General features: G+C 62.1%; 17 protein-coding genes and 1 tRNA gene. 13 read left to right on the top strand and 5 right to left on the bottom strand.

The genetic code is table 11. From position 1 onward, the window contains the following. Window positions 1-6 precede the first annotated feature (6 nt). Complete coding sequence (gene cobU / locus AB4Y85_RS11020; protein WP_441984942.1) at window positions 7-552, bottom strand: bifunctional adenosylcobinamide kinase/adenosylcobinamide-phosphate guanylyltransferase; 546 nt, start codon at window positions 550-552, stop codon at window positions 7-9. A gap of 29 nt (window positions 553-581) precedes the next feature. Further along, entirely contained in the window at window positions 582-1970 is a 1389-nt protein-coding gene (locus AB4Y85_RS11015) for a sensor histidine kinase (protein WP_441984941.1), read from the bottom strand. A 247-nt stretch (window positions 1971-2217) separates the two neighbouring features. Between AB4Y85_RS11015 and AB4Y85_RS11010 the strand changes: the two genes are divergently transcribed. The 8 genes from AB4Y85_RS11010 to phoB all read left to right on the top strand — a co-directional run bounded on the left by AB4Y85_RS11010 (window position 2218) and on the right by phoB (window position 10038). Further along, window positions 2218-3255, top strand: a complete 1038-nt coding sequence (locus AB4Y85_RS11010; protein ID WP_441984940.1) for a lysylphosphatidylglycerol synthase domain-containing protein — start codon at window positions 2218-2220, stop codon at window positions 3253-3255. Window positions 3256-3325: 70 nt separating this feature from the next. Then, a complete protein-coding gene (locus AB4Y85_RS11005) occupies window positions 3326-4627 on the top strand; it encodes an ATP-binding protein (RefSeq protein WP_441984939.1) in 1302 nt (433 codons plus the stop codon). Window positions 4628-4798: 171 nt separating this feature from the next. Further along, window positions 4799-5830: a phosphate ABC transporter substrate-binding protein PstS gene (gene pstS / locus AB4Y85_RS11000; RefSeq protein ID WP_441985139.1), complete on the top strand. Its 1032-nt coding sequence runs from the start codon at window positions 4799-4801 to the stop codon at window positions 5828-5830. A 66-nt stretch (window positions 5831-5896) separates the two neighbouring features. Further along, entirely contained in the window at window positions 5897-6847 is a 951-nt protein-coding gene (gene pstC, locus AB4Y85_RS10995) for a phosphate ABC transporter permease subunit PstC (RefSeq protein WP_441985138.1), read from the top strand. An 11-nt stretch (window positions 6848-6858) separates the two neighbouring features. Further along, complete coding sequence (gene pstA / locus AB4Y85_RS10990) at window positions 6859-7758, top strand: phosphate ABC transporter permease PstA (protein WP_441985137.1); 900 nt, start codon at window positions 6859-6861, stop codon at window positions 7756-7758. Continuing rightward, window positions 7755-8573 carry a phosphate ABC transporter ATP-binding protein PstB gene (gene pstB, locus AB4Y85_RS10985; RefSeq protein ID WP_441984938.1) on the top strand — a complete coding sequence of 273 codons (819 nt, stop codon included), beginning with the start codon at window positions 7755-7757 and terminating at the stop codon, window positions 8571-8573. Before pstA ends, pstB begins: the two co-directional genes overlap by 4 nt. Window positions 8574-8599: 26 nt before the next feature. Continuing rightward, window positions 8600-9313 carry a phosphate signaling complex protein PhoU gene (phoU, locus tag AB4Y85_RS10980; protein WP_441984937.1) on the top strand — a complete coding sequence of 238 codons (714 nt, stop codon included), beginning with the start codon at window positions 8600-8602 and terminating at the stop codon, window positions 9311-9313. A 2-nt stretch (window positions 9314-9315) separates the two neighbouring features. Next, entirely contained in the window at window positions 9316-10038 is a 723-nt protein-coding gene (gene phoB, locus AB4Y85_RS10975; protein WP_441984936.1) for a phosphate regulon transcriptional regulator PhoB, read from the top strand. A 57-nt stretch (window positions 10039-10095) separates the two neighbouring features. Here the strand turns inward: phoB and AB4Y85_RS10970 are convergent, their stop codons facing one another. Beyond that, the gene (locus AB4Y85_RS10970; RefSeq protein ID WP_441984935.1) at window positions 10096-10626 is read right to left on the bottom strand and encodes a GcrA family cell cycle regulator; all 531 of its coding nucleotides are present in this window, start codon (window positions 10624-10626) and stop codon (window positions 10096-10098) included. A 520-nt stretch (window positions 10627-11146) separates the two neighbouring features. Here AB4Y85_RS10970 and AB4Y85_RS10965 point away from each other — a divergent pair. From AB4Y85_RS10965 to AB4Y85_RS10955, 3 genes are read left to right on the top strand one after another with little or no spacing between them, the layout of a single operon-like run. Continuing rightward, complete coding sequence (locus tag AB4Y85_RS10965; protein WP_441984934.1) at window positions 11147-12355, top strand: aspartate aminotransferase family protein; 1209 nt, start codon at window positions 11147-11149, stop codon at window positions 12353-12355. After that, window positions 12352-13278, top strand: a complete 927-nt coding sequence (argF, locus tag AB4Y85_RS10960) for an ornithine carbamoyltransferase (protein ID WP_441984933.1) — start codon at window positions 12352-12354, stop codon at window positions 13276-13278. Before AB4Y85_RS10965 ends, argF begins: the two co-directional genes overlap by 4 nt. Then, window positions 13275-14273 (top strand): Hsp33 family molecular chaperone, encoded by a 999-nt coding sequence (locus tag AB4Y85_RS10955; RefSeq protein WP_441984932.1) that lies wholly within the window; start codon window positions 13275-13277, stop codon window positions 14271-14273. Before argF ends, AB4Y85_RS10955 begins: the two co-directional genes overlap by 4 nt. A gap of 132 nt (window positions 14274-14405) precedes the next feature. On the opposite strand, the gene argE is transcribed toward AB4Y85_RS10955, so the two are convergent. Both argE and apaG read right to left on the bottom strand, forming a co-directional pair. Beyond that, window positions 14406-15578, bottom strand: coding sequence for an acetylornithine deacetylase (gene argE / locus AB4Y85_RS10950; RefSeq protein ID WP_441984931.1), 1173 nt, complete (start codon window positions 15576-15578; stop codon window positions 14406-14408). 7 nt (window positions 15579-15585) lie between these two features. After that, window positions 15586-15978: a Co2+/Mg2+ efflux protein ApaG gene (gene apaG, locus AB4Y85_RS10945; protein ID WP_441984930.1), complete on the bottom strand. Its 393-nt coding sequence runs from the start codon at window positions 15976-15978 to the stop codon at window positions 15586-15588. A 333-nt stretch (window positions 15979-16311) separates the two neighbouring features. Between apaG and AB4Y85_RS10940 the strand changes: the two genes are divergently transcribed. After that, on the top strand, window positions 16312-17403 hold the full coding sequence (locus AB4Y85_RS10940) for a 2'-deoxycytidine 5'-triphosphate deaminase (RefSeq protein ID WP_441984929.1): 1092 nt from the start codon (window positions 16312-16314) through the stop codon (window positions 17401-17403). Window positions 17404-17447: 44 nt separating this feature from the next. Then, window positions 17448-17522, top strand: a tRNA-Gly gene (locus AB4Y85_RS10935). Window positions 17523-18612 lie beyond the last annotated feature (1090 nt).

Below are 18612 nucleotides of genomic sequence, written 5' to 3'. Positions count from 1 at the left end.
CTCGATTCATCGGAGCCGCAGGTTTAAGGGAGGGGATGGCTTGAGCAGCACCGGGCATCCTGCCGCCACGAACACCACGGCCTCGCAGGCTTGCGCGATGAGCTGATTGAGGCGTCCCTGCTCATCGCGGAACGCGCGGCCCAAAGGCGTCGCTGGCACGATGCCGTGGCCAACTTCGTTGGAGACGAGGATCAAAGGTCCTTTTGCGTCCCGCACCGCGGCGGTGAGCACATCCGCTTCGCGCTTCACATCCCGTTCCGCGAGCAGGATGTTCGACAGCCAGAGCGTCAGGCAATCCACCAGCACCGCCTGTCCTGGCACGGCATGCATCCTGATGGCCTGCGCCAATTCCAGAGGTGCTTCCACTGTCCGCCATGTTTCATCGCGCTCGCCCTGATGAAGAGCGATGCGGGCACGCATCTCCGCGTCGAAAGCCTGTGCGGTCGCGATGAGCGTGCGGGATGGAGCGGCGTCTTGCGCCCATTGCAGCGCCAGACGGCTCTTGCCCGAGCGTGCGCCGCCCAGAACGAGAGCGGACCGGTAAGTTGTCATGGGCTTGTTCCTCGGGATCGCGAGTGTCGTTAGCCCGTCAAGCGGTTCAGAGGCAAGGTCATGTGCACCCGCAGGCCCTCCACCAACCACTCCCTGTCCAGGGTGCCGCCCAATTGCCCGGCAATGCTTCTCTGGGAAAGCTGCGTGCCGAAACCTTCGAATTCGGGTTCGCCCTCGATGGCCGGGCCGCCCGTCTCGATCCACAGCAAATCAACCAGGTCGTCTTGGATGGTCCAGCGAAGGGATAAGTGTCCCTCCGATTGTGAGAGACAGCCGTATTTGCCGGCATTGGTTGCCAGTTCGTGCAGGACGAGCGCGAGGCTCGTGGTGGCGTTGGAGCCTACCGGCACGCTGGGTCCCTTGATGTCGATTCTGTTCTCGCCTCCCTGTCGGTATGGCTCGATCACGGCTTCGCACAACTGCACCAGATCGACCTCGGAGCCTATGCCGTGATGCGTGGCTGCCGGCTGCACCAATTCATGCGCGCGTGACAGGGCTCCCAGGCGGCCGCGAAGGGCGTTTGCCATCTCCTTTGGATCCTTCGCCGTCCGGGCGGTCATGGAAACCATGCCGTTGGCGATGGCGAACAGGTTCTTGACCCGATGGTTGAGTTCCCGCGTCAGCAGCTCCTGCGCCTCTTCCGTTCTCTGACGGTCTGTGATGTCGCTCAGAACGCCCGACAATCGGACGGCGCGGCGCTCTCGGCCTTCTTCAATGAAGGAGGTCTGCCCGACCGAGCGGAACCAACGTAATTGTCCGTCGAGCAGGTTGGCGCGGTATTCGCATTCGTAATGACCGTCCCCGTCGGGCCCGCATGCGTGCTCGATGCATCTTTGCACCCGCTCACGGTCGTCGGGATGGACGGCGGCATAGGCTTCATGAAGGCTTGTGGTGTAAAGGCCTTCGTGCGGGGTATGGTGCAGAGCGCAGGATCCTTCATCCCAGGTAACCACGCCCGTTTCCAGATCGATCTGCCAGGTGCCGAGATTGGCCGCCTCCAGGGCAAGGCGGTACTGGGTCTCGAGGCCACGCATGGCCTCTTCCGCCTTCTTCTGGGCGTTAACGTTGGTGCTGGTGCCGAACCAGCGCTCGATCTCGCCGGATGGGGCGTGGGTGGGCATGGCGCGGCTGAGCACCCACTCATACTCCCCGGCTGCATTCCTGACCCGGAACTCGTCCTCGTAGGGGGCACCCGAGATCGTGGCCTGCTTCCATATCTCCAGAACCTGGGGCAGATCCTGCGGATGGACCACGGCCAACCAGCCCTCGCCGAGGAAACGCTCGATCGAAACGCCTGTGAATTCCTGCCAGCGGCGGTTCACGTAATCGATGGTGCCGTCGGGGCGGGTCGACCAGACCAGCTGCGGCAAGGCTTCCGCGAGAACCGCAAACCTGTTTTCCGTTTCATTGAAAGTCACTCAAACTCCCCTGGTCGCTTCGGATGCCCGTTTTACACCAAGTAAACACCATTCTTGTGGCCCTTTTTGGTGCTGACAATCGAAATTGCTCTCAACCTAGGATTTTCGGCCCGAAAGAGTAGCCCCCGAGAGTGGAACGCATTAAGAAGCCGCTCACGTCTGGCGATCTCCGCCATGAGCGCATAGATGCAGGGCAGCCTTCGACCCCGAAGCGCCCCGTATCACGCCGAGGCTGATTGATTTTTGCATGAACGATATGAGCCCCCAGCCGGTTGCTCCGCCCGACATGGCATCCGCTGACGCCCTTCATCCCAGGGAGCGCCGCTCCCGTCGCTTTGCCTGGATCGGCATGGCGGCGAGCCTTCTCCTGTTCGGCGCATCCCTAGTCGTGCTCTGGCACATCGTCTCGGATATCGACATCAATGAGCTGAAATCGGCCTTCACGGCCGCGAGCCTGCGCCAGATCGGCCTCGCCATCCTCTTCACGATCATCAGCTACAGCCTCTTGACCTGCTACGACGCCATTGCGTTACGTCAGCTCAAGCTTCAGATTCCCTACCGCACGACGGCTCTCGCCTCTTTCACCAGTTACGCGGTCAGCTTCACCCTGGGATTCCCGCTGCTCACGGCGGGCACGGTGCGCTACTGGATCTATTCCCCCAGAGGCGTCAGCCCCGGGCGGGTGGCGAGCCTGACCGTCATCACAGGCGTAACCTTCTGGCTGGGCATGACACTCGTCCTGGGCTGGAGCATGATCCGCAAGGCGGACGAGCTGGCAAGCCTCGTCTACACCCATATCTGGATGAACCAGCTCGTCGGCCTCGGCGCGGCGGTTCTGGTCGTCGGATACCTCGTCTGGGTCTCGCTCAAGCGCAGAGCGGTCAAGATCCAGGGCTGGAAGCTGGAACTGCCGGGCTTCCGCCTGTCCCTGGTTCAGATGCTGATTGGAGCAGCGGACGTATGCGCGGGCAGCGCCGTTCTCTTCATTCTCCTGCCGGGAGGGCATAATCTCAACTTCGAGACTTTCCTAGCGGTTTATATCTTCGCCGTCATGCTAGGCGTGGCGAGCCATGCGCCGGGAGGCCTCGGCGTCTTCGAAGCCACAATTCTCCTGGCCCTGTCGAGCTATCCCCGCGAGCCGGTGCTCGGCGCTCTGCTGCTCTATCGCCTGTGCTATTACCTTGTGCCCTTCGTGGTGGCGTTGGCCTTCCTCGGCGGTTACGAGGTCCGTAACCGCATCCGCGCCTCCCGCAGCGCCTTCAAGCCGGACGAGGAGCCTGCCTGATCAAGCGTGGCAGGAGATGACTCTTAGGGTTTCGGGCTTTAGATAGACCCCGAACCCTCCGAGGCCTTCCATGAGCGCTCCCGAAGAGAACCCGATTGACGGCGCTCCCGCCACGGACGCGGTGCGCCGGGCCACGCTGCGAGGCGCCGTTTTGGCGATTTTGCTCGTATTTCTGGTCGCGCTGCTGCGGGGTTATGGCGATATCTGGCTCGTGCTCGCAGCGATTGCCGCTCTGGTGCTGAGCATTATGCTGGGCGGAACGCGACGCCAGCCGAACCAGGAACGTCAGGTCAAGTCGATTGCCGCCGCGCGAAGCAGCATCGCCGAGGCCCTGCTCGCCCATATTCCCGATCCCGTGATCCTCGTGGACAGACGCTCCCTGGTGGTCGAGGCCAATCGGGCGGCCCATGCCCTCCTGCCGGGCCTCAAGACGGGACACCCGCTCTCCTTCGCTCTCCGCAGCCCCGATGTGCTCGACGGGATCGACGAGGTCCTCGAGACCGGGGTGCCCCTGAAAATCGAATATTCCGAGCGCATTCCCACGGAGCGCACCTTCGAGGTCCATATCGGTCCCCTGCAAGGCGACACGGCGAGCATCGGCGTCCAGTCCGGCGTGGTACTGTTCTTCCGTGACCTGACCTCCGCGCGGCGTCTGGAGGTGATGCGGGCGGATTTCGTGGCCAATGCGAGCCATGAGCTGCGCACACCCCTGGCCTCGCTTCTCGGCTTCATCGAGACTATCCAGGGGCCGGCACGCAACGATCCCAAGGCTCAGGAGCGCTTCCTCGAGATCATGCGGGTGCAGGCGCAGCGCATGAAACGCCTCATCGACGATCTGCTCTCGCTCTCGCGTATCGAAATGCGCGCCCATGTCCTGCCCACGCAGCCGATCGACCTCGTGGCCCTGGCCAGGCAGATGGTGGAAACACACGCGACCATGGCGAAGGAACGGGGTGTCACCATTCGCGCGACCATGCCGCCTCAGCCGGTCCACGTGCTCGGCGACCGGGACGAGCTTCTCCGAATTCTCGAAAACCTGATTGAGAACGGCGTGAAATACGGGGAGAGCGGTGGCGCGGTCGATGTGACCATCGAGAGCCCTCCATCCGAGACCGGGCAGGGGGGAGGCCATGTGGTGCTGTCCGTGCAGGATTATGGCCCCGGTATCGCCCCGGAGCACCTGCCGCGCCTGACGGAAAGGTTCTATCGGGTCGATATGGTGCAGAGCCGAGACAAGGGCGGAACGGGCCTTGGGCTCGCCATCGTCAAGCATATCGTCAACCGCCATCGCGGCCATCTCGACATCGCGAGCGAGCCGGGCCAGGGCGCCCGTTTCACCGTCACGCTTCCCGAAGCTCCCTCGATCAAGTGACAGCGTGAATCCTAAAAGTCCCAAGGGGATCCTTTGGGGGTGTCATTTAATTGTCATCCAACTGTCGTAGAGGCGACATGCCTCGGGCCTAGCTGTCCCATCGCGCAGTCTGAACGGGTTTTTGAGCCAACGGCCGCGCTTGAATGAACAGGGAGATTACTCGTGAAGATCATGTCCTTCGCCCTCGCGGCCGGCCTTGCCGTCGCTAGCTTTACCACGGCGTCCGCTGCTGACATCACTGGCGCAGGCGCGACTTTCCCCTTCCCGGTCTATTCGAAGTGGGCTGAAGCCTACAAGAAAGAGACCGGCAACGGCATGAACTACCAGTCCATCGGCTCCGGCGGCGGCATCAAGCAGATCCAGGCCAAGACCGTCGATTTCGGCGCGACCGACGCTCCGATGAAGGGTGCCGACCTCGACAAGAACGGCCTGCTCCAGTTCCCGACCGTGATGGGCGCCGTCGTCCCCGTCGTGAACATCCAGGGCATCCAGCCCGGCCAGATCAAGCTGACGGGCCAGGTGCTCGCCGACATCTTCCACGGCAAGATCGCCAAGTGGAGCGATGCCAAGATCGCTCAGCTGAACCCCGGCGTGAACCTGCCGAATGCCAACATCACCCCGGTCTACCGCTCCGACTCCTCGGGCACGACCAGCGTGTTCACCACCTACCTGTCGCAGGTTTCCGAGGCTTGGAAGACCGAGCTCGGCGCGAACACCACGATCAGCTGGCCCATCGGCCAAGGCGGCAAGGGCAATGAAGGCGTTGCCGCGACGGTGAAGCAGGTTCCGAACTCGATCGGCTATGTCGAGTACGCCTACGCCAAGCAGAACAACATCCCGCACACGCTGATCCAGAACCAAGCCGGCAAGTATCCGCAGCCGGAGATCAAGTCGTTCCAGGCTGCCGCTGCCAGCGCCAACTGGTCGTCGGCTCCCGGCTTCGGCATCTCGCTGACCAACCAGTCGGGCGACGATGCTTGGCCGATCACGAATCCCACGTTCATCCTGGTCTACAAGACCGCCGACAAGCCGGAGCAGATGGCCGAAGTCCTGAAGTTCTTCGACTGGGCCTACAAGAACGGCGACAAGCTCGCCTCCGATCTCGACTACGTCCCGCTGCCGGACAACGTCGTCGAGCAGATCCGCGCCACTTGGACGAAGGACATCAAGGACGGCTCGGGCAAGGCTGTCTACCAGATGTAAGACTGACGACCTGAACAAGGTTTGTCTTTTAAGGAGTGAGGGCGGATGGCTGGCGTGTCTGATAAAATGACCATATCGAACATACAGGCTGTCCGTCGCCGCTCCTCTCCGACTTTCGATCAGGGCTTCCGCAGGGCTTCCTACGGCTCCGCCCTGCTCGTTCTCTCGGTCCTTGCCGGCATCATCGGCACGATGCTTTATGGCGGGTGGCCTGCCTTCAGAGAGTTCGGCTTCGGGTTTCTGACCTCCAGCGTGTGGAATGTCGGGCTCGATCAATATGGTGCTTGGGTCGCCATCTCGGGCACGCTGACCTCCGCGCTCATCGCCCTCGTGATCGGCGTACCGATCTCCATCGGCATCGCGATCTTCCTCACGCAGCTTTGCCCGGCCTGGCTGCGCCGTCCCGTCTCGACGATGATCGAACTTCTGGCCGCTGTGCCAAGCATCATCTACGGCATGTGGGGCCTCTTCGTCTTCGCGCCGCTCTTCGCTCAATATGTGCAAATTCCGTTGACGAACATCGTTGAGGGAATGCCGATCCTAGGCACGATCCTTTACGCTCGCGTGCCGTCGGGCGTCGGCATGCTGACGGCGGGCATCATCCTGGCGATCATGATCATTCCCTTCATCGCCTCGATCACCCGCGACATTATCGATCAGATCCCGACCGTGCTGCGCGAAAGCGCCTACGGCATCGGCTGCACCACATGGGAAGTCGTGCGCCATGTGCTTCTGCCGCAGGCTGGCGTCAGCATCATCGGTGCCGTCATGCTCGGCCTTGGACGTGCGTTGGGCGAAACAATGGCCGTGACTTTCGTGATCGGCAATGCAAACCGCCTGTCGCTCTCGCTCTTCGACCCCAGCTCGACCATTGCATCTCGCATCGCCAATGAATTCAACGAAGCGTCCGGCATGCAGATGAGCGCGCTGCTTGCGCTGGGCTGCGTGCTCTTCATCGTGACCTTCATTGTCCTTGCCCTTGCGCGCCTCCTGATCGCTCGCGTGAAGACCCACTAGAGAGATTGATGATGGATATCGCTCTTCCCCATCCCGCAACAGCGGCGACCGCACCGGCCCCATGGGGGCGCGTGCGCCGCAGCCGCCATATCGCGGATCGTGCGCTGAAGATCATCTGCACATTGTTCACGTGCCTCGGCGCCTTCGTGCTCGGCTGGATCCTCTTGATGCTGATCTATGAGGGCGTCGGCGGTCTCTCGCTCGCGGTCTTCACGCAGACGACGCCCGGTCCAGGCACGGAAGGCGGCGGCATCGCCAATGCCATCGTCGGCAGCCTGATCCTCACCGTTCTCGGCATCGTCGTGGCAACGCCCATCGGTGTGCTGGCCGGCACCTATCTTGCGGAATACGGCAAGACCTCCGTGCTTGCCATGATCATCCGCTTCGTCAACGACATCCTGCTCGCAGCACCCAGCATCCTCATCGGCCTCTTCGTCTACATGCTCATGGTGCAGCCCATGGGCGGCTATTCGGGCTGGGCCGGCGGCGTGGCGCTTGCCATCATCGCCGTTCCCGTGATCGTGCGCTCCACCGAGGACATGCTGCGCCTGGTGCCGGGTTCCTTACGCGAAGCGGGTGCCGCGCTCGGCGCGCCCATGTCTACGGTGATCGTCAAGATCAGTTGGAAGGCCGCCCGCGCAGGCATGGTCACCGGCGTCATTCTGGCGACCGCTCGCATCGCCGGTGAGACCGCGCCGCTGCTGTTCACCGCGCTCAACAATAATTTCTGGTTCAGCCCGACCCTCATGGGCGGCGTCTCGAACCTGCCGGTTACGATCTACCAATTCGCCCTGGCGCCTTATCAGAATTGGCGCGAACTGGCCTGGGCCGGCGCCCTCATCATCACCTTGTCGATCCTGGCGCTGTCAGTCGTCGCGCGCCTGCTCTTGAAGAAGGATAAAGTCCGATGAGCACGATTGCCGTAAACGCAAGCAGCGCCATCGGAAACGCTGCAATCGCCGATACGAGCGCGCCCGTTCGCATCGCCGTGCGCGACCTGAACTTCTACTATGGCGATTTCCGCAGCCTGAAGGACATCGCGCTCGACTTCCACGACCGGCAGGTGACGGCGCTCATCGGCCCGTCCGGATGCGGAAAATCGACGCTGCTGCGCACCTTCAACCGCATCTACAGCCTCTATCCGGAACAGCGCGCCGAAGGCCAAATCCTGCTCGACGGGCAGAACGTGCTTTCGCCCTCCATCGATGTGAACGAGCTGCGCGCCCGTGTCGGCATGGTGTTCCAGAAGCCGACGCCGTTCCCCATGTCGATCTACGACAACATTGCCTTCGGCATTCGCTTGTATGAGAAGCTGCCCAGGGGCGAACTCGACAGCCGCGTCGAGGAAGCTTTGCGCAAGGCGGCGTTGTGGGACGAGGTGAAGGACAAGCTGCGCCAGTCCGGCATGGGCCTGTCCGGCGGCCAGCAGCAGCGCCTATGCATCGCACGCACCATCGCGCAACGCCCCGAGGTGATCCTGCTCGACGAGCCGACCTCGGCGCTCGATCCCATCTCGACCGGCAAGATCGAGGAGCTGATCGAGCAGCTGCGCTCCGAGTTCACCATCGTCATCGTCACCCATAACATGCAGCAGGCCGCGCGCATCTCGCAGTTCACGGCCTTCATGTATCTCGGCGAGCTCATCGAGTTCGGGGACACGACGAAGATGTTCATGAACCCCACCAAGAAACAGACCCAGGACTACATCACGGGCCGCTTCGGCTGATCGAAGCTTCTCAAGGGAGACCTCCGATGGCGGAGCATATCGTCACTTCCTACGACAACGACCTGCAGGCCCTTCGTCGGCGTATCTCCGAGATGGGCGGCATCGCCGAGAAGATGCTCGTCGATGCGATCCAGGCTCTCGTGCGTCACGACACGCCCCTCGCTCAGACGGTGATCGCCGCCGACAAGCGCCTCGACATTCTCCAGCGCGAGGTGGAGGAGAACGCGATCCTCACCATCGCCCGCCGCCAACCGCTGGCCGTGGACCTGCGCGAGACGATCTCGGCGATCCGCGTCTCCGGTGACGTGGAGCGCATTGGCGATCTCGCGAAGAACATCGCCAAGCGCGCGCTCGTCATCGGCAGCGATTTCCAGCCCCAGAAGATCGTGCTCGGCCTTCAGCACATGAGCGACCTCGTTCTCGGTCAGCTCAAGGACGTGCTCGACGCCTATGCCCAGCAGGACACGGTGCGCGCGCTCGACGTGTGGAAGCGGGACGGAGCCATCGACGCGCTCTACACCTCGCTCTTCCGCGAGCTTCTGACCTACATGATGGAAGATCCGCGCAACATCTCCTTTTGCACGCATCTCCTGTTCTGCGCCAAGAACATCGAGCGCATCGGCGACCACACCACCAACATCGCTGAGACCGTGCATTATCTTGTCACCGGTGAGACACTGGCCATCGACCGGCCCAAGAACGACCGTTCCATCGATGCCGCGACCGAGGTGGGAGCCTGAGCATGAGGCCTCGCGTTCTGATCGTCGAGGACGAAGAGCCCTTGACGCTTCTCCTGCGTTACAATCTCGAATCCGAAGGCTATGAGGTGGACAGCGTCGCCCGTGGCGACGAGGCCGAGATCCGCCTGCGCGAACAGGTGCCGGATATCGTGCTCCTCGACTGGATGCTGCCGGGTCTCTCCGGCATCGAGCTGTGCCGCCGCATCCGCGTGCGGCCGGAAACCGAGCGCCTTCCCGTCATCATGCTGACGGCACGAGGTGAGGAGGGCGACCGCATCCGCGGCCTGGCCACCGGGGCGGACGATTATATCGTCAAGCCGTTCTCCGTGCCCGAGCTGCTGGCGCGCGTGCGCGCGCTCCTGCGCCGCACGAAGCCCGCCCATATCGCGACGCTGCTGCGTGCCGGCGACATGGAGCTCGATCGCGAGACCCATCGCGTGCGCCGCGCTGGCAAGGACCTGCATCTGGGGCCCACGGAATTCAAGCTGCTCGAATTTCTCATGCAGAGCCCCGGGCGGGTCTTTTCCCGAGAGCATCTGCTCAATGCGGTCTGGGGACACGACGTCTATATCGATGAACGGACCGTCGACGTGCATGTGGGCCGCCTGCGCAAGGCGATCAACCTGCCGAAGAGCCCGGACCCGATCCGCACCGTGCGAGGGGCGGGCTATTCCTTCGACGAGACCTTCGCCCGCTCGGATCAGACCATGGACGCTGAAGGCTGACAAAGCAAAAGGCCCGCCGAGATCATCGGCGGGCCTTTTGCTTAACGTGCTTTTCGCTTAGGCGCGCGCCAGCTTGCGCTCACGCTTGCGGTCGGCCACCGGCTGGTAGGCGATGCGGGCGTGATGGGTGCAATAGGGCAGGCCCGTGATGGAGCGGGCGCCGCAGAAACGGAATTCCGGCTTCGTGGGATCGCCCATGGGCCAGCGGCACATGGATTCCCGCAGATCCATGATCGTCACGCGCTCGGACATGGGAATGGCCACGTCGTCATCGCCCATATCGACCGGCTCCGGCCGCATGGGCTGAAGCGGGATGGGGGCGATCAACACATTGTTGTGGGCCTGTGGCGCGATGGGGGTAGGGGCGCTGGGCGTGCGGGTGGCCTTACGGACGCGCGGGGTCGCGGAAGCGGCCTTCACGTCCTTCGGGCGGCCCGAGAGGCCGAGGCGATGAACCTTGCCGATAACGGCATTGCGGGTCACGTTGCCGAGCTCGGCGGCAATTTGGCTCGCGCTCATGCCATCGGTCCAGAGCTTCTTGAGAAGCTCGACCCGTTCATCGGTCCAAGTTGCGCCCGCATCTGTCATTTTTAAACTTGCCTCCATCGCCGGCAGCTTCCTCAAAACTCAGAATCCCACTTACCTCGCGGACAGATATTAGTGTCCGACCGCGTTGTGAGGGTCACTCCTGAGGGTGAAAGCCGCCGCACGAAAGTTGTACTCGACTGCCCTGAAGTTACAGGATTGGTGGACTCGGGCGCAAGAGTCCCTGAACACCCCTTGTCGTTTTCCCCAGGGAACTCACCCGCGCATCGTGCGGATACAGAGAGCCAGGTCAGCAAATAGTGGCTCAGTTTCCGCATCTATTGATGTCCTGCTTAAAAAGTAAGCGCCGAATGAGTCCCAAAAATGAATTCCGCCTTTGGATCAGATGCTCTGGCCGAAAAGTCAGAGTGATCAATCGGATCATTTCTCTTGAATTGACAGGGTCTCGCGCCTCGTTAGAATCCCCTCCGTGCCGCCCCGCTTGGGCGGCGCTTTCTTTTTTCGGCCCGGTCGGCCTCTTCGGGTGCGACTTTGGGTCTCTTATATCAGGCGGAGAAGCCCCGTGACATCGCCATTGCTGCCGACCTACGCGCGCGCCGAACTATCCTTCGAGAAGGGGGAGGGCCCCTGGCTCTATGGCCGAGATGGGCAGCGATATCTCGATTTCGGGGCCGGAATTGCCGTGAATGCCTTGGGTCACGCCCATCCGCACCTCGTGAAGGCTCTGACGGAGCAAGCCTCTAAAGTCTGGCATACCTCCAATTTGTTTCAGATTCCGGAGGGTGAGCGCCTGGCGGGGCGGCTGGTGGAGAACACCTTCGCCGATGTGGTGTTTTTCTCCAATTCCGGCGCCGAGGCCAACGAGGCGGCCGTGAAGATGGCTCGCCGCTATCATTATGTGAACGGGAACCCCGAGCGCTTCCGCATCATCACCTTCGAGGGCGCCTTCCATGGCCGGACCCTCGGCACCATCGCGGCTGGCGGTCAGGCCAAGTATCTCGAAGGCTTCGGCCCGAAAGTCGAAGGGTTCGATCAGGTGCCCTTCGACGATCTCGATGCCCTGAAGGCCGCCATTGTTCCTGAGACGGCAGCTCTGCTGATCGAGCCTATCCAGGGCGAGAGCGGCATCCGGACCGCCTCGAACGCATATTTGCGCGAGCTGCGCGCCCTCTGCGACCAGCACGGCCTGCTGCTGATTTTCGACGAAGTGCAGACAGGCGTCGGGCGCACGGGCAAGTTGTTTGCTTATGAATGGACCGGCGTGACGCCGGATATCATGTCGGTGGCCAAGGGCATCGGCGGCGGCTTCCCGCTCGGCGCATGCCTGGCGACGGCCGAAGCCGCGAAGGGCATGACGGTCGGCACCCACGGCACCACCTTCGGCGGCAACCCGCTGGCCATGGCCGTGGGCAACGCGGTGCTCGACGTGATCCTGGAGCCCGGCTTCCTGCAGCATGTGGAGCGCATGGGCCTTCTGTTGAAGCAGCGCATGGCCGAGCTGAAGGATCGCCACCCCTCCGTCATTTCGGAGGTGAGGGGGCTTGGCCTGATGATGGGCCTTCGCACCGTCGTGCCCAATACCGAGTTCATCGCGGCGGCGCGGGGTCACAAGCTCCTCGCCATAGGCGCGGGCGACAATGTGGTCCGCCTTCTGCCGCCCCTTATCATCAACGATGCCGATATCACCGAAGCCTTCAACCGCATGGATGCGGCCTGCGCATCCATTGAAACTGAGCTGAACAAGAAAGCTCAGTCCGGAGCAGCCCAATGAGTACCCGTCACTTCCTTGATCTCAGCGACTTTTCCGGCGCCGAGATCCGCCACATCCTGAAGATCGGTTCGGACATCAAGGCCAAGCGCCGTCAGGGTGAACGCGCGAAGGAGCGTCCGCTCGAGGGCAAGACGCTCGCCATGGTGTTCGACAAGCCGTCCACCCGCACCCGCGTCTCCTTCGATGTGGGCATGCGCGAGCTTGGCGGCGAGACGCTGATGCTCACGGGCAAGGAAATGCAGCTCGGCCGTGGCGAGAGCATCGCCGACACGGCGCGGGTGCTCTCGCGCTACGTGGATGCTATCATGATCCGCACGCTCGATCATGCCATGGTGACCGAGCTTGCTCAGTACGCCTCGATCCCGGTGATCAACGGCCTGACGAAGTCCACCCATCCCTGCCAGATCATGGCGGATGTCATGACTTTCGAGGAGCATAACGGCTCCATCAAGGGCCGTACTGTGGCCTGGGTAGGCGACGCCAACAACGTGCTGGCCTCCTGGGTACATGCCGCGGCGCGCCTGGATTTCAGCCTCAAGATCGCCGCTCCGCCGGAACTTGCTCCCCGTCCGGAGCTTTTGTCCTGGGCAAAGCAGGAGGGAGCGGAGATCTCCGTGACGACCGATGCCTTTGAAGCGGCTGAGGGGGCAGACGCCATCGTGACCGATTGCTGGGTTTCCATGGGCGACGACGATGAGTTCCGCCGTCATAACCTGCTGAAGCCCTATCAGGTCAACAGCCGCCTGATGGGCGTGGCCGCCAAGGATGCCTTATTCATGCATTGCCTTCCCGCGCATCGCGGTGAGGAAGTGACGGACGAGGTCATGGACGGTCCGCAATCGGTGGTTTTCGATGAGGCCGAGAACCGGCTTCATGCACAAAAGGGCATCCTCGCGTGGTGCCTTGGAGCAGCAAACGAATGAGTCCAGCTTCGCTCGACGGACATGACGACGTTATCCTGCCATTCGCGGTCGAGCCTCTCGACGTGCGCGGGCGCGTGGTACGTCTCGGCTCCTCCATCGACACCATCCTTGCCCGTCACGGTTATCCCGACATCGTCGCGCGCGTGATCGGCGAGGCGGCGGCGCTCACCGCCATGCTCGGCGCATCGCTGAAACTGGAAGGCCGTTTCCAGCTTCAGACGAAAACCGATGGCATCATCGACATGGTGGTGGTCGATTTCAACGCGCCGGACAAGCTGCGCGCCACCGCCCGCTTCGACAAGGAGAAGCTCGAGGCTCTCGGTTCTGCAACTCCGAGCACAGGCGGGTTGCTCGGCAACGGCTATCTGGCCATGACTATCGACCAGGGCACGGAGCGCAGCCGCTATCAGGGCGTCGTCGCGCTTGAAGGCCAGGGCTTCGAGGAAGCGGCGCACCAGTATTTCCGCCAGTCCGAGCAGATCCCGACGCAGGTGCGTCTGGCGGTGGCCGAGCAGTTCGAAAACGGCCGCCACACCTATCGCGCCGGCGGCCTGATGATCCAGTTCCTGCCCTCGTCGCCTGAGCGCCTGCGTCAGGCCGATCTCGATCCCGGCGACATCCCGGAAGGACATGCATCGAAGGATCTCTCGACATCATCGGAGGACGATTCCTGGGTCGAGGCTAAGTCTCTGATTGCGACTGTCGAGGACCACGAACTCATCGATCCGGCCGTATCGAGCGAGCGCCTGCTCTACCGGCTCTTCCATGAGCGCGGCGTACGCGTGTTCGAAGGACAGCACGTGCACGAGGAATGCACCTGCTCGCATCAACGCATCATGGGCATGATGCGCCGATTCTCAACCGAGGATCGCCGCGACATGGTGGGCGACAACGGCCGCATCGGCATCACCTGCGAGTTCTGCTCGCGCTTCTACGATCTCGATCCCGCCGATGTGGAAGCCGAGATCGCGAAGTCGGAAGCCCCGCAGGGCTAAAGTGGCCGCTTCATTCACCACATGTCATCACCGGCCTCGTGCCGGTGATCCCGATTGATAAAGCGCCACGCCTTTCGGATCGTCATGGCCGGGACAAGCCCGGCCATGACGAAAGAGGGGTTTTAAAAAGCCTTATGAACTGGCGCAGGTCGCCGCCAAGCGGCGCATGAAGGCCGCGCCTGCTTCAAGCTGGTCAAGCGTGATGTATTCATCCGCCTGATGCGCCTGATCGATCGAGCCCGGTCCGCACACGACGGTCGGAATGCCCGCAGCCTGAAAGTGGCCGGCTTCCGTTCCGAACGGCACCGTCTGCGTGCGGTTCTTGCCCGCGAGACGTAAGGCCAGCGTTTCGGCAAACGAGCCGGGATCGGGTGCGAGGCCCGGCACATGCACATGCAGTTCGGTTTCGATCCTGCCGAAATCGCCGAAGCGATTGAGCCGCTTCAAGGCCACCTCTTCAGCGAACCGTGCGAGCTTGTCCGGGATCTCATGCGGGTCCTGGCTTGGAAGGCCACGAAACTCCCAATCGAACCGGCATGACTTCGAGATGATGTTGCGTGCCGTGCCACCGGAGATCACGCCCACATGCACCGTCGTATAGGGCGGATCGAAGCGCCCTGATGTGTCGCCGCGCTCAATCATCTCGTCACTGACGCGATTGAGTTCGGTGATCAGCTCGGCGGCCGTCATTACCGCGCTCGCGCCGAGATAAGGCTTGGACGAATGCGCCTCCAATCCGTGCACCGTCGTCGTAAAAGTCACGACGCTCTTGTGCGCGTCCACGACTTCCAGCATCGTCGGCTCTCCCACGATAGCCGCAATCGGCAAGGGCAAGTCATGACCGAGCTTGCGGATCGTATCGACGACGCCGAGGCAGGTGGTCTCCTCGTCATAGGAGAGCAGGATATGGATCGGCGTTTTCAGGTTCGCAGCCTGAAACTCAGGGATCAGCGCGAGCGCCAGTGCATCGAACGCCTTCATATCGACCGCGCCGCGCCCATAGGCGCGCCCGTTCTCGACGCGAAGCGTGAACGGGTCCGAGGTCCAGTTCTGGCCGGCCACCGGCACCACATCCGTATGCCCGGAGAGAACCACGCCGCCCTTGTCCTGCGGCCCGATGGTCGCATAGAGCGCCGCCTTGTCGCCGGTGGCATTCGGCACGCGCATGTAAGGCACGTTCCAGCTTTGGAGATAATCCTCGACGAAGGCGATGAGGGGCAGGTTCGATTTCGCGGTTTCCGTATCGAACGAAACCAGCTTCGCCAGCATCTCGAGCGGCGTCAGCCGCTGACCGTTTTGGGACATAAAAACCTCAGTGCAATATGCGCTTTTCGCGCGGCATATCGAGCGAGAAGGCAGGGATCTCGGCGTCGAAAGTCTCGCCGGTGCTGGTTTCCATCACATAGCTTCCCTGCATGGTGCCGCTCGGCGTCGTCAGGGGGCAGCCGCTCGTATAGCTGTAGCTCTCGCCGGGGCCAAGAACCGGCTCCTCGCCCACCACGCCCGCGCCGCGCACTTCCTGCATGCGGCCCTGCTCATCCATGATCCGCCAATAGCGCGAGCGCAGCTGAACCCGCTCCAGGCCCGTGTTGATGATCTCCACCGTATAGGCGAAGAAATAGCGATTGTTTTCCGGCGAGGATTCCTCAGGCATGTAGCGGGGTGTCACCGTCACGCTGATGCCGCGGGTTACGGCCTTGTACATGAGTGGTCCCTTGAAGCCGGTCGTGAAATTCGATCCTGTGGTGGTAAGGCTGCCCGAAGGTTCCGTCAATCGAGGGCAGGGAGAGGTCCGCCCGCTTGGGGCGCTTTCCGCGATGATGCGGATCTTTCCGAGCATGAGCTTTGAAATTCCGGCAAGATCTCTCTGCGCATCGGCCGAGAAGTGTTCCCGGTTTCCAGCACCAGCGATGCGCTGCTCTCAGTATTAAGCATCAGATGAGATCCCAAAAGTGGTTTCCACTTTTGGGTCTGATGCTCTAGAGATACGGTCAGGCTCAAGAACTCGAATGAGGGCCTTCGCCCTCGGAAGACAGACATGGTTGCGTTGAAGGACGGTATCCAATCGGCTGATGCCATCATGCGCCTCGCGGAAGCGGGCGTGATCAAACCGGAGACGCCCTTTGCCTCCGATCAGGTCCAGCCGGCGAGCCTCGACCTGCGGCTGGGCCACCGGGCCTACCGGGTCCGCGCCAGCTTCCTTCCGGGCCGAGGCCATACGGTCCAAGATCGCCTGAACCAGCTGAGCTTTCATGAGATTGACCTCTCCGCCGGCGCGATCCTCGAGACCGGCAGCGTCTACATTGCTGAGATTCAGGAAAGCCTGGCCCTGCCGGACGATCTCTCTGCCGCGGCCAATCCCAAGAGCTCCACGGGCCGCATCGACGTGTTCACCCGCGTCATCACCGACCGGAGCCAGGAATTCGATACCATCGGCGCAGGCTATAACGGCCGGCTCTATGCCGAGATTTCACCCCGCACCTTCCCTGTTCTGGTCCGGACCGGCACCCGCCTCTCCCAGCTTCGTCTCAGGAAAGGAGTGGTGCGCCTGAGCGATGCCGAGCTCCAGGCCCTGCACCAGCGCGAGCGCGTCGTGACCTCGACCGAGCCCTCGATTCAGGACGGCGTGGCCGTCAGCGTGGACTTGGCGGGCTTTGGCCCAGACAATCTCATCGGCTATCGGGCCAAGCGCCATACAGGCTTGGTCGATGTGGACAAGCCCGGCTCCTGCCGGGTCGCGGATTTCTGGGAGCCTCTCTACGCCGATGCCAGCCAGACCCTGATCCTCGATCCGGGCCAGTTCTATATCCTCGCCTCCAAGGAGGCTGTGCATGTACCGCCGGATTATGCCGCCGAGATGGTGCCCTTCGATCCGCTCGTGGGCGAGTTCCGTGTCCATTATGCCGGTTTCTTCGATCCGGGTTTCGGCCATGCCGGCGCAGGAGGGGAGGGGGCCCGCGCAGTCCTTGAGGTCCGCTCCCGCGACGTGCCCTTCATCCTGGAGGACGGCCAGATTGTCGGCCGCCTCGTCTATGAGCGCATGGCGGAGCGTCCGCAGGTGCTCTACGGCTCTGGCGCAGGCTCGAATTATCAGGCTCAAGGCCTGAAGCTCTCCAAGCACTTCCGCTGACCCCCTTGCGGAACGGCCGCCAAGGTCGATATGGTCAGCACGACGCGGGCGTAGTTCAGAGGTAGAACGTCAGCTTCCCAAGCTGAATGTCGTGGGTTCGATTCCCATCGCCCGCTCCATCTATCCCACCCCAAGGCTTTTCCGGGCTCTGCCGTCGAGGCCAACCCGTGGGTGAGGAGGCTTCCCGATGATGTGTAGAAGGCCATGGAAACCGTGAAGGCCCTTTGAACGTCAGGCGCATATGGCCCAATTTCGAAAAGCACTCATGATTAAGGCGGTTGGAACCGCAATCGCAGGCCTGGTGTTCGCGGGGTTCGGGTCTGCGCTGGCGGAGCCTGGTCCTCGGGACAGGCAGTGTATGGTGGGAGAGCGCCGTGTCGACGGCGAATGTCAGCCCATATCGCAAAGCTCGGGCGGCAGGGGAGACCAGGGAAACACGGGCAATCGCGGTGACAGCTCCAGATAACAGGGCAGTCTTTCACTCCGCTTGATCCGTCATCGTCCTGACCAAGAAGACGCCCGCTCTTTAACCTCTCCTTAAGCAAGCATCCCCAGCGCGGTCAAAAAAATATCGCACAGCTCCAAAGGGAGTTGACAAAGCGCCGGCTAATCGACATATCCGCAGCCCCGCCGGATTTTCAGATCCAGGCAGGCTTCATGTCACAGACCTCGGATTGAACGGGCTCCCAGTGGGCACCCTTCACATGCCGGGTCAGATCGGGGTCTCCAAAGTCCTGATCGACGCCACGAGCCGGGCAGTGCCAATCAAAGGTACGTATCCACGGCTCCTCTGACGGAAATTGAAAGACTTCACGTGCCACTAGGCGCTTAGGGTCAAGTAAACGTTGAAATTATTTCATTTCAGCGAACGGTGAAGCTTATCCTGAATACTGAAGCCTTTCGGGTGAAGTTCGAAACTGACGAAAAAACTTCAAAATTGTTGTTGACGTCAGAAACGAGTTTCGGTAGATACCCCTTCATCGACGGCGGCCATTTTGGTGGTTGGCCTGATGGAGACCTCGGGGGTCCTGGCGCTGCAAGGCGAGCGGGATGGCTTGAAGCTCTTTTTCTTGTCCGGGTCGGACGGGATTTGCTCTTTGACAAGTTGAGATGAGGAAGAGAAGCGTAGGCGGCGGTGTCCTTGCGATGACCTTAGGGTCATGGATAAGACAACGACCCGTTCTATGCTTTGGTGAGTACACCGCTTCG

This window comes from Microvirga sp. 2YAF29 (assembly GCF_052114605.1).
GTDB lineage: Bacteria > Pseudomonadota > Alphaproteobacteria > Rhizobiales > Beijerinckiaceae > Microvirga.
The sequence above is the reverse complement of the archived record's forward strand: the minus strand, read 5'-3'. Positions and strand labels throughout refer to the sequence as shown.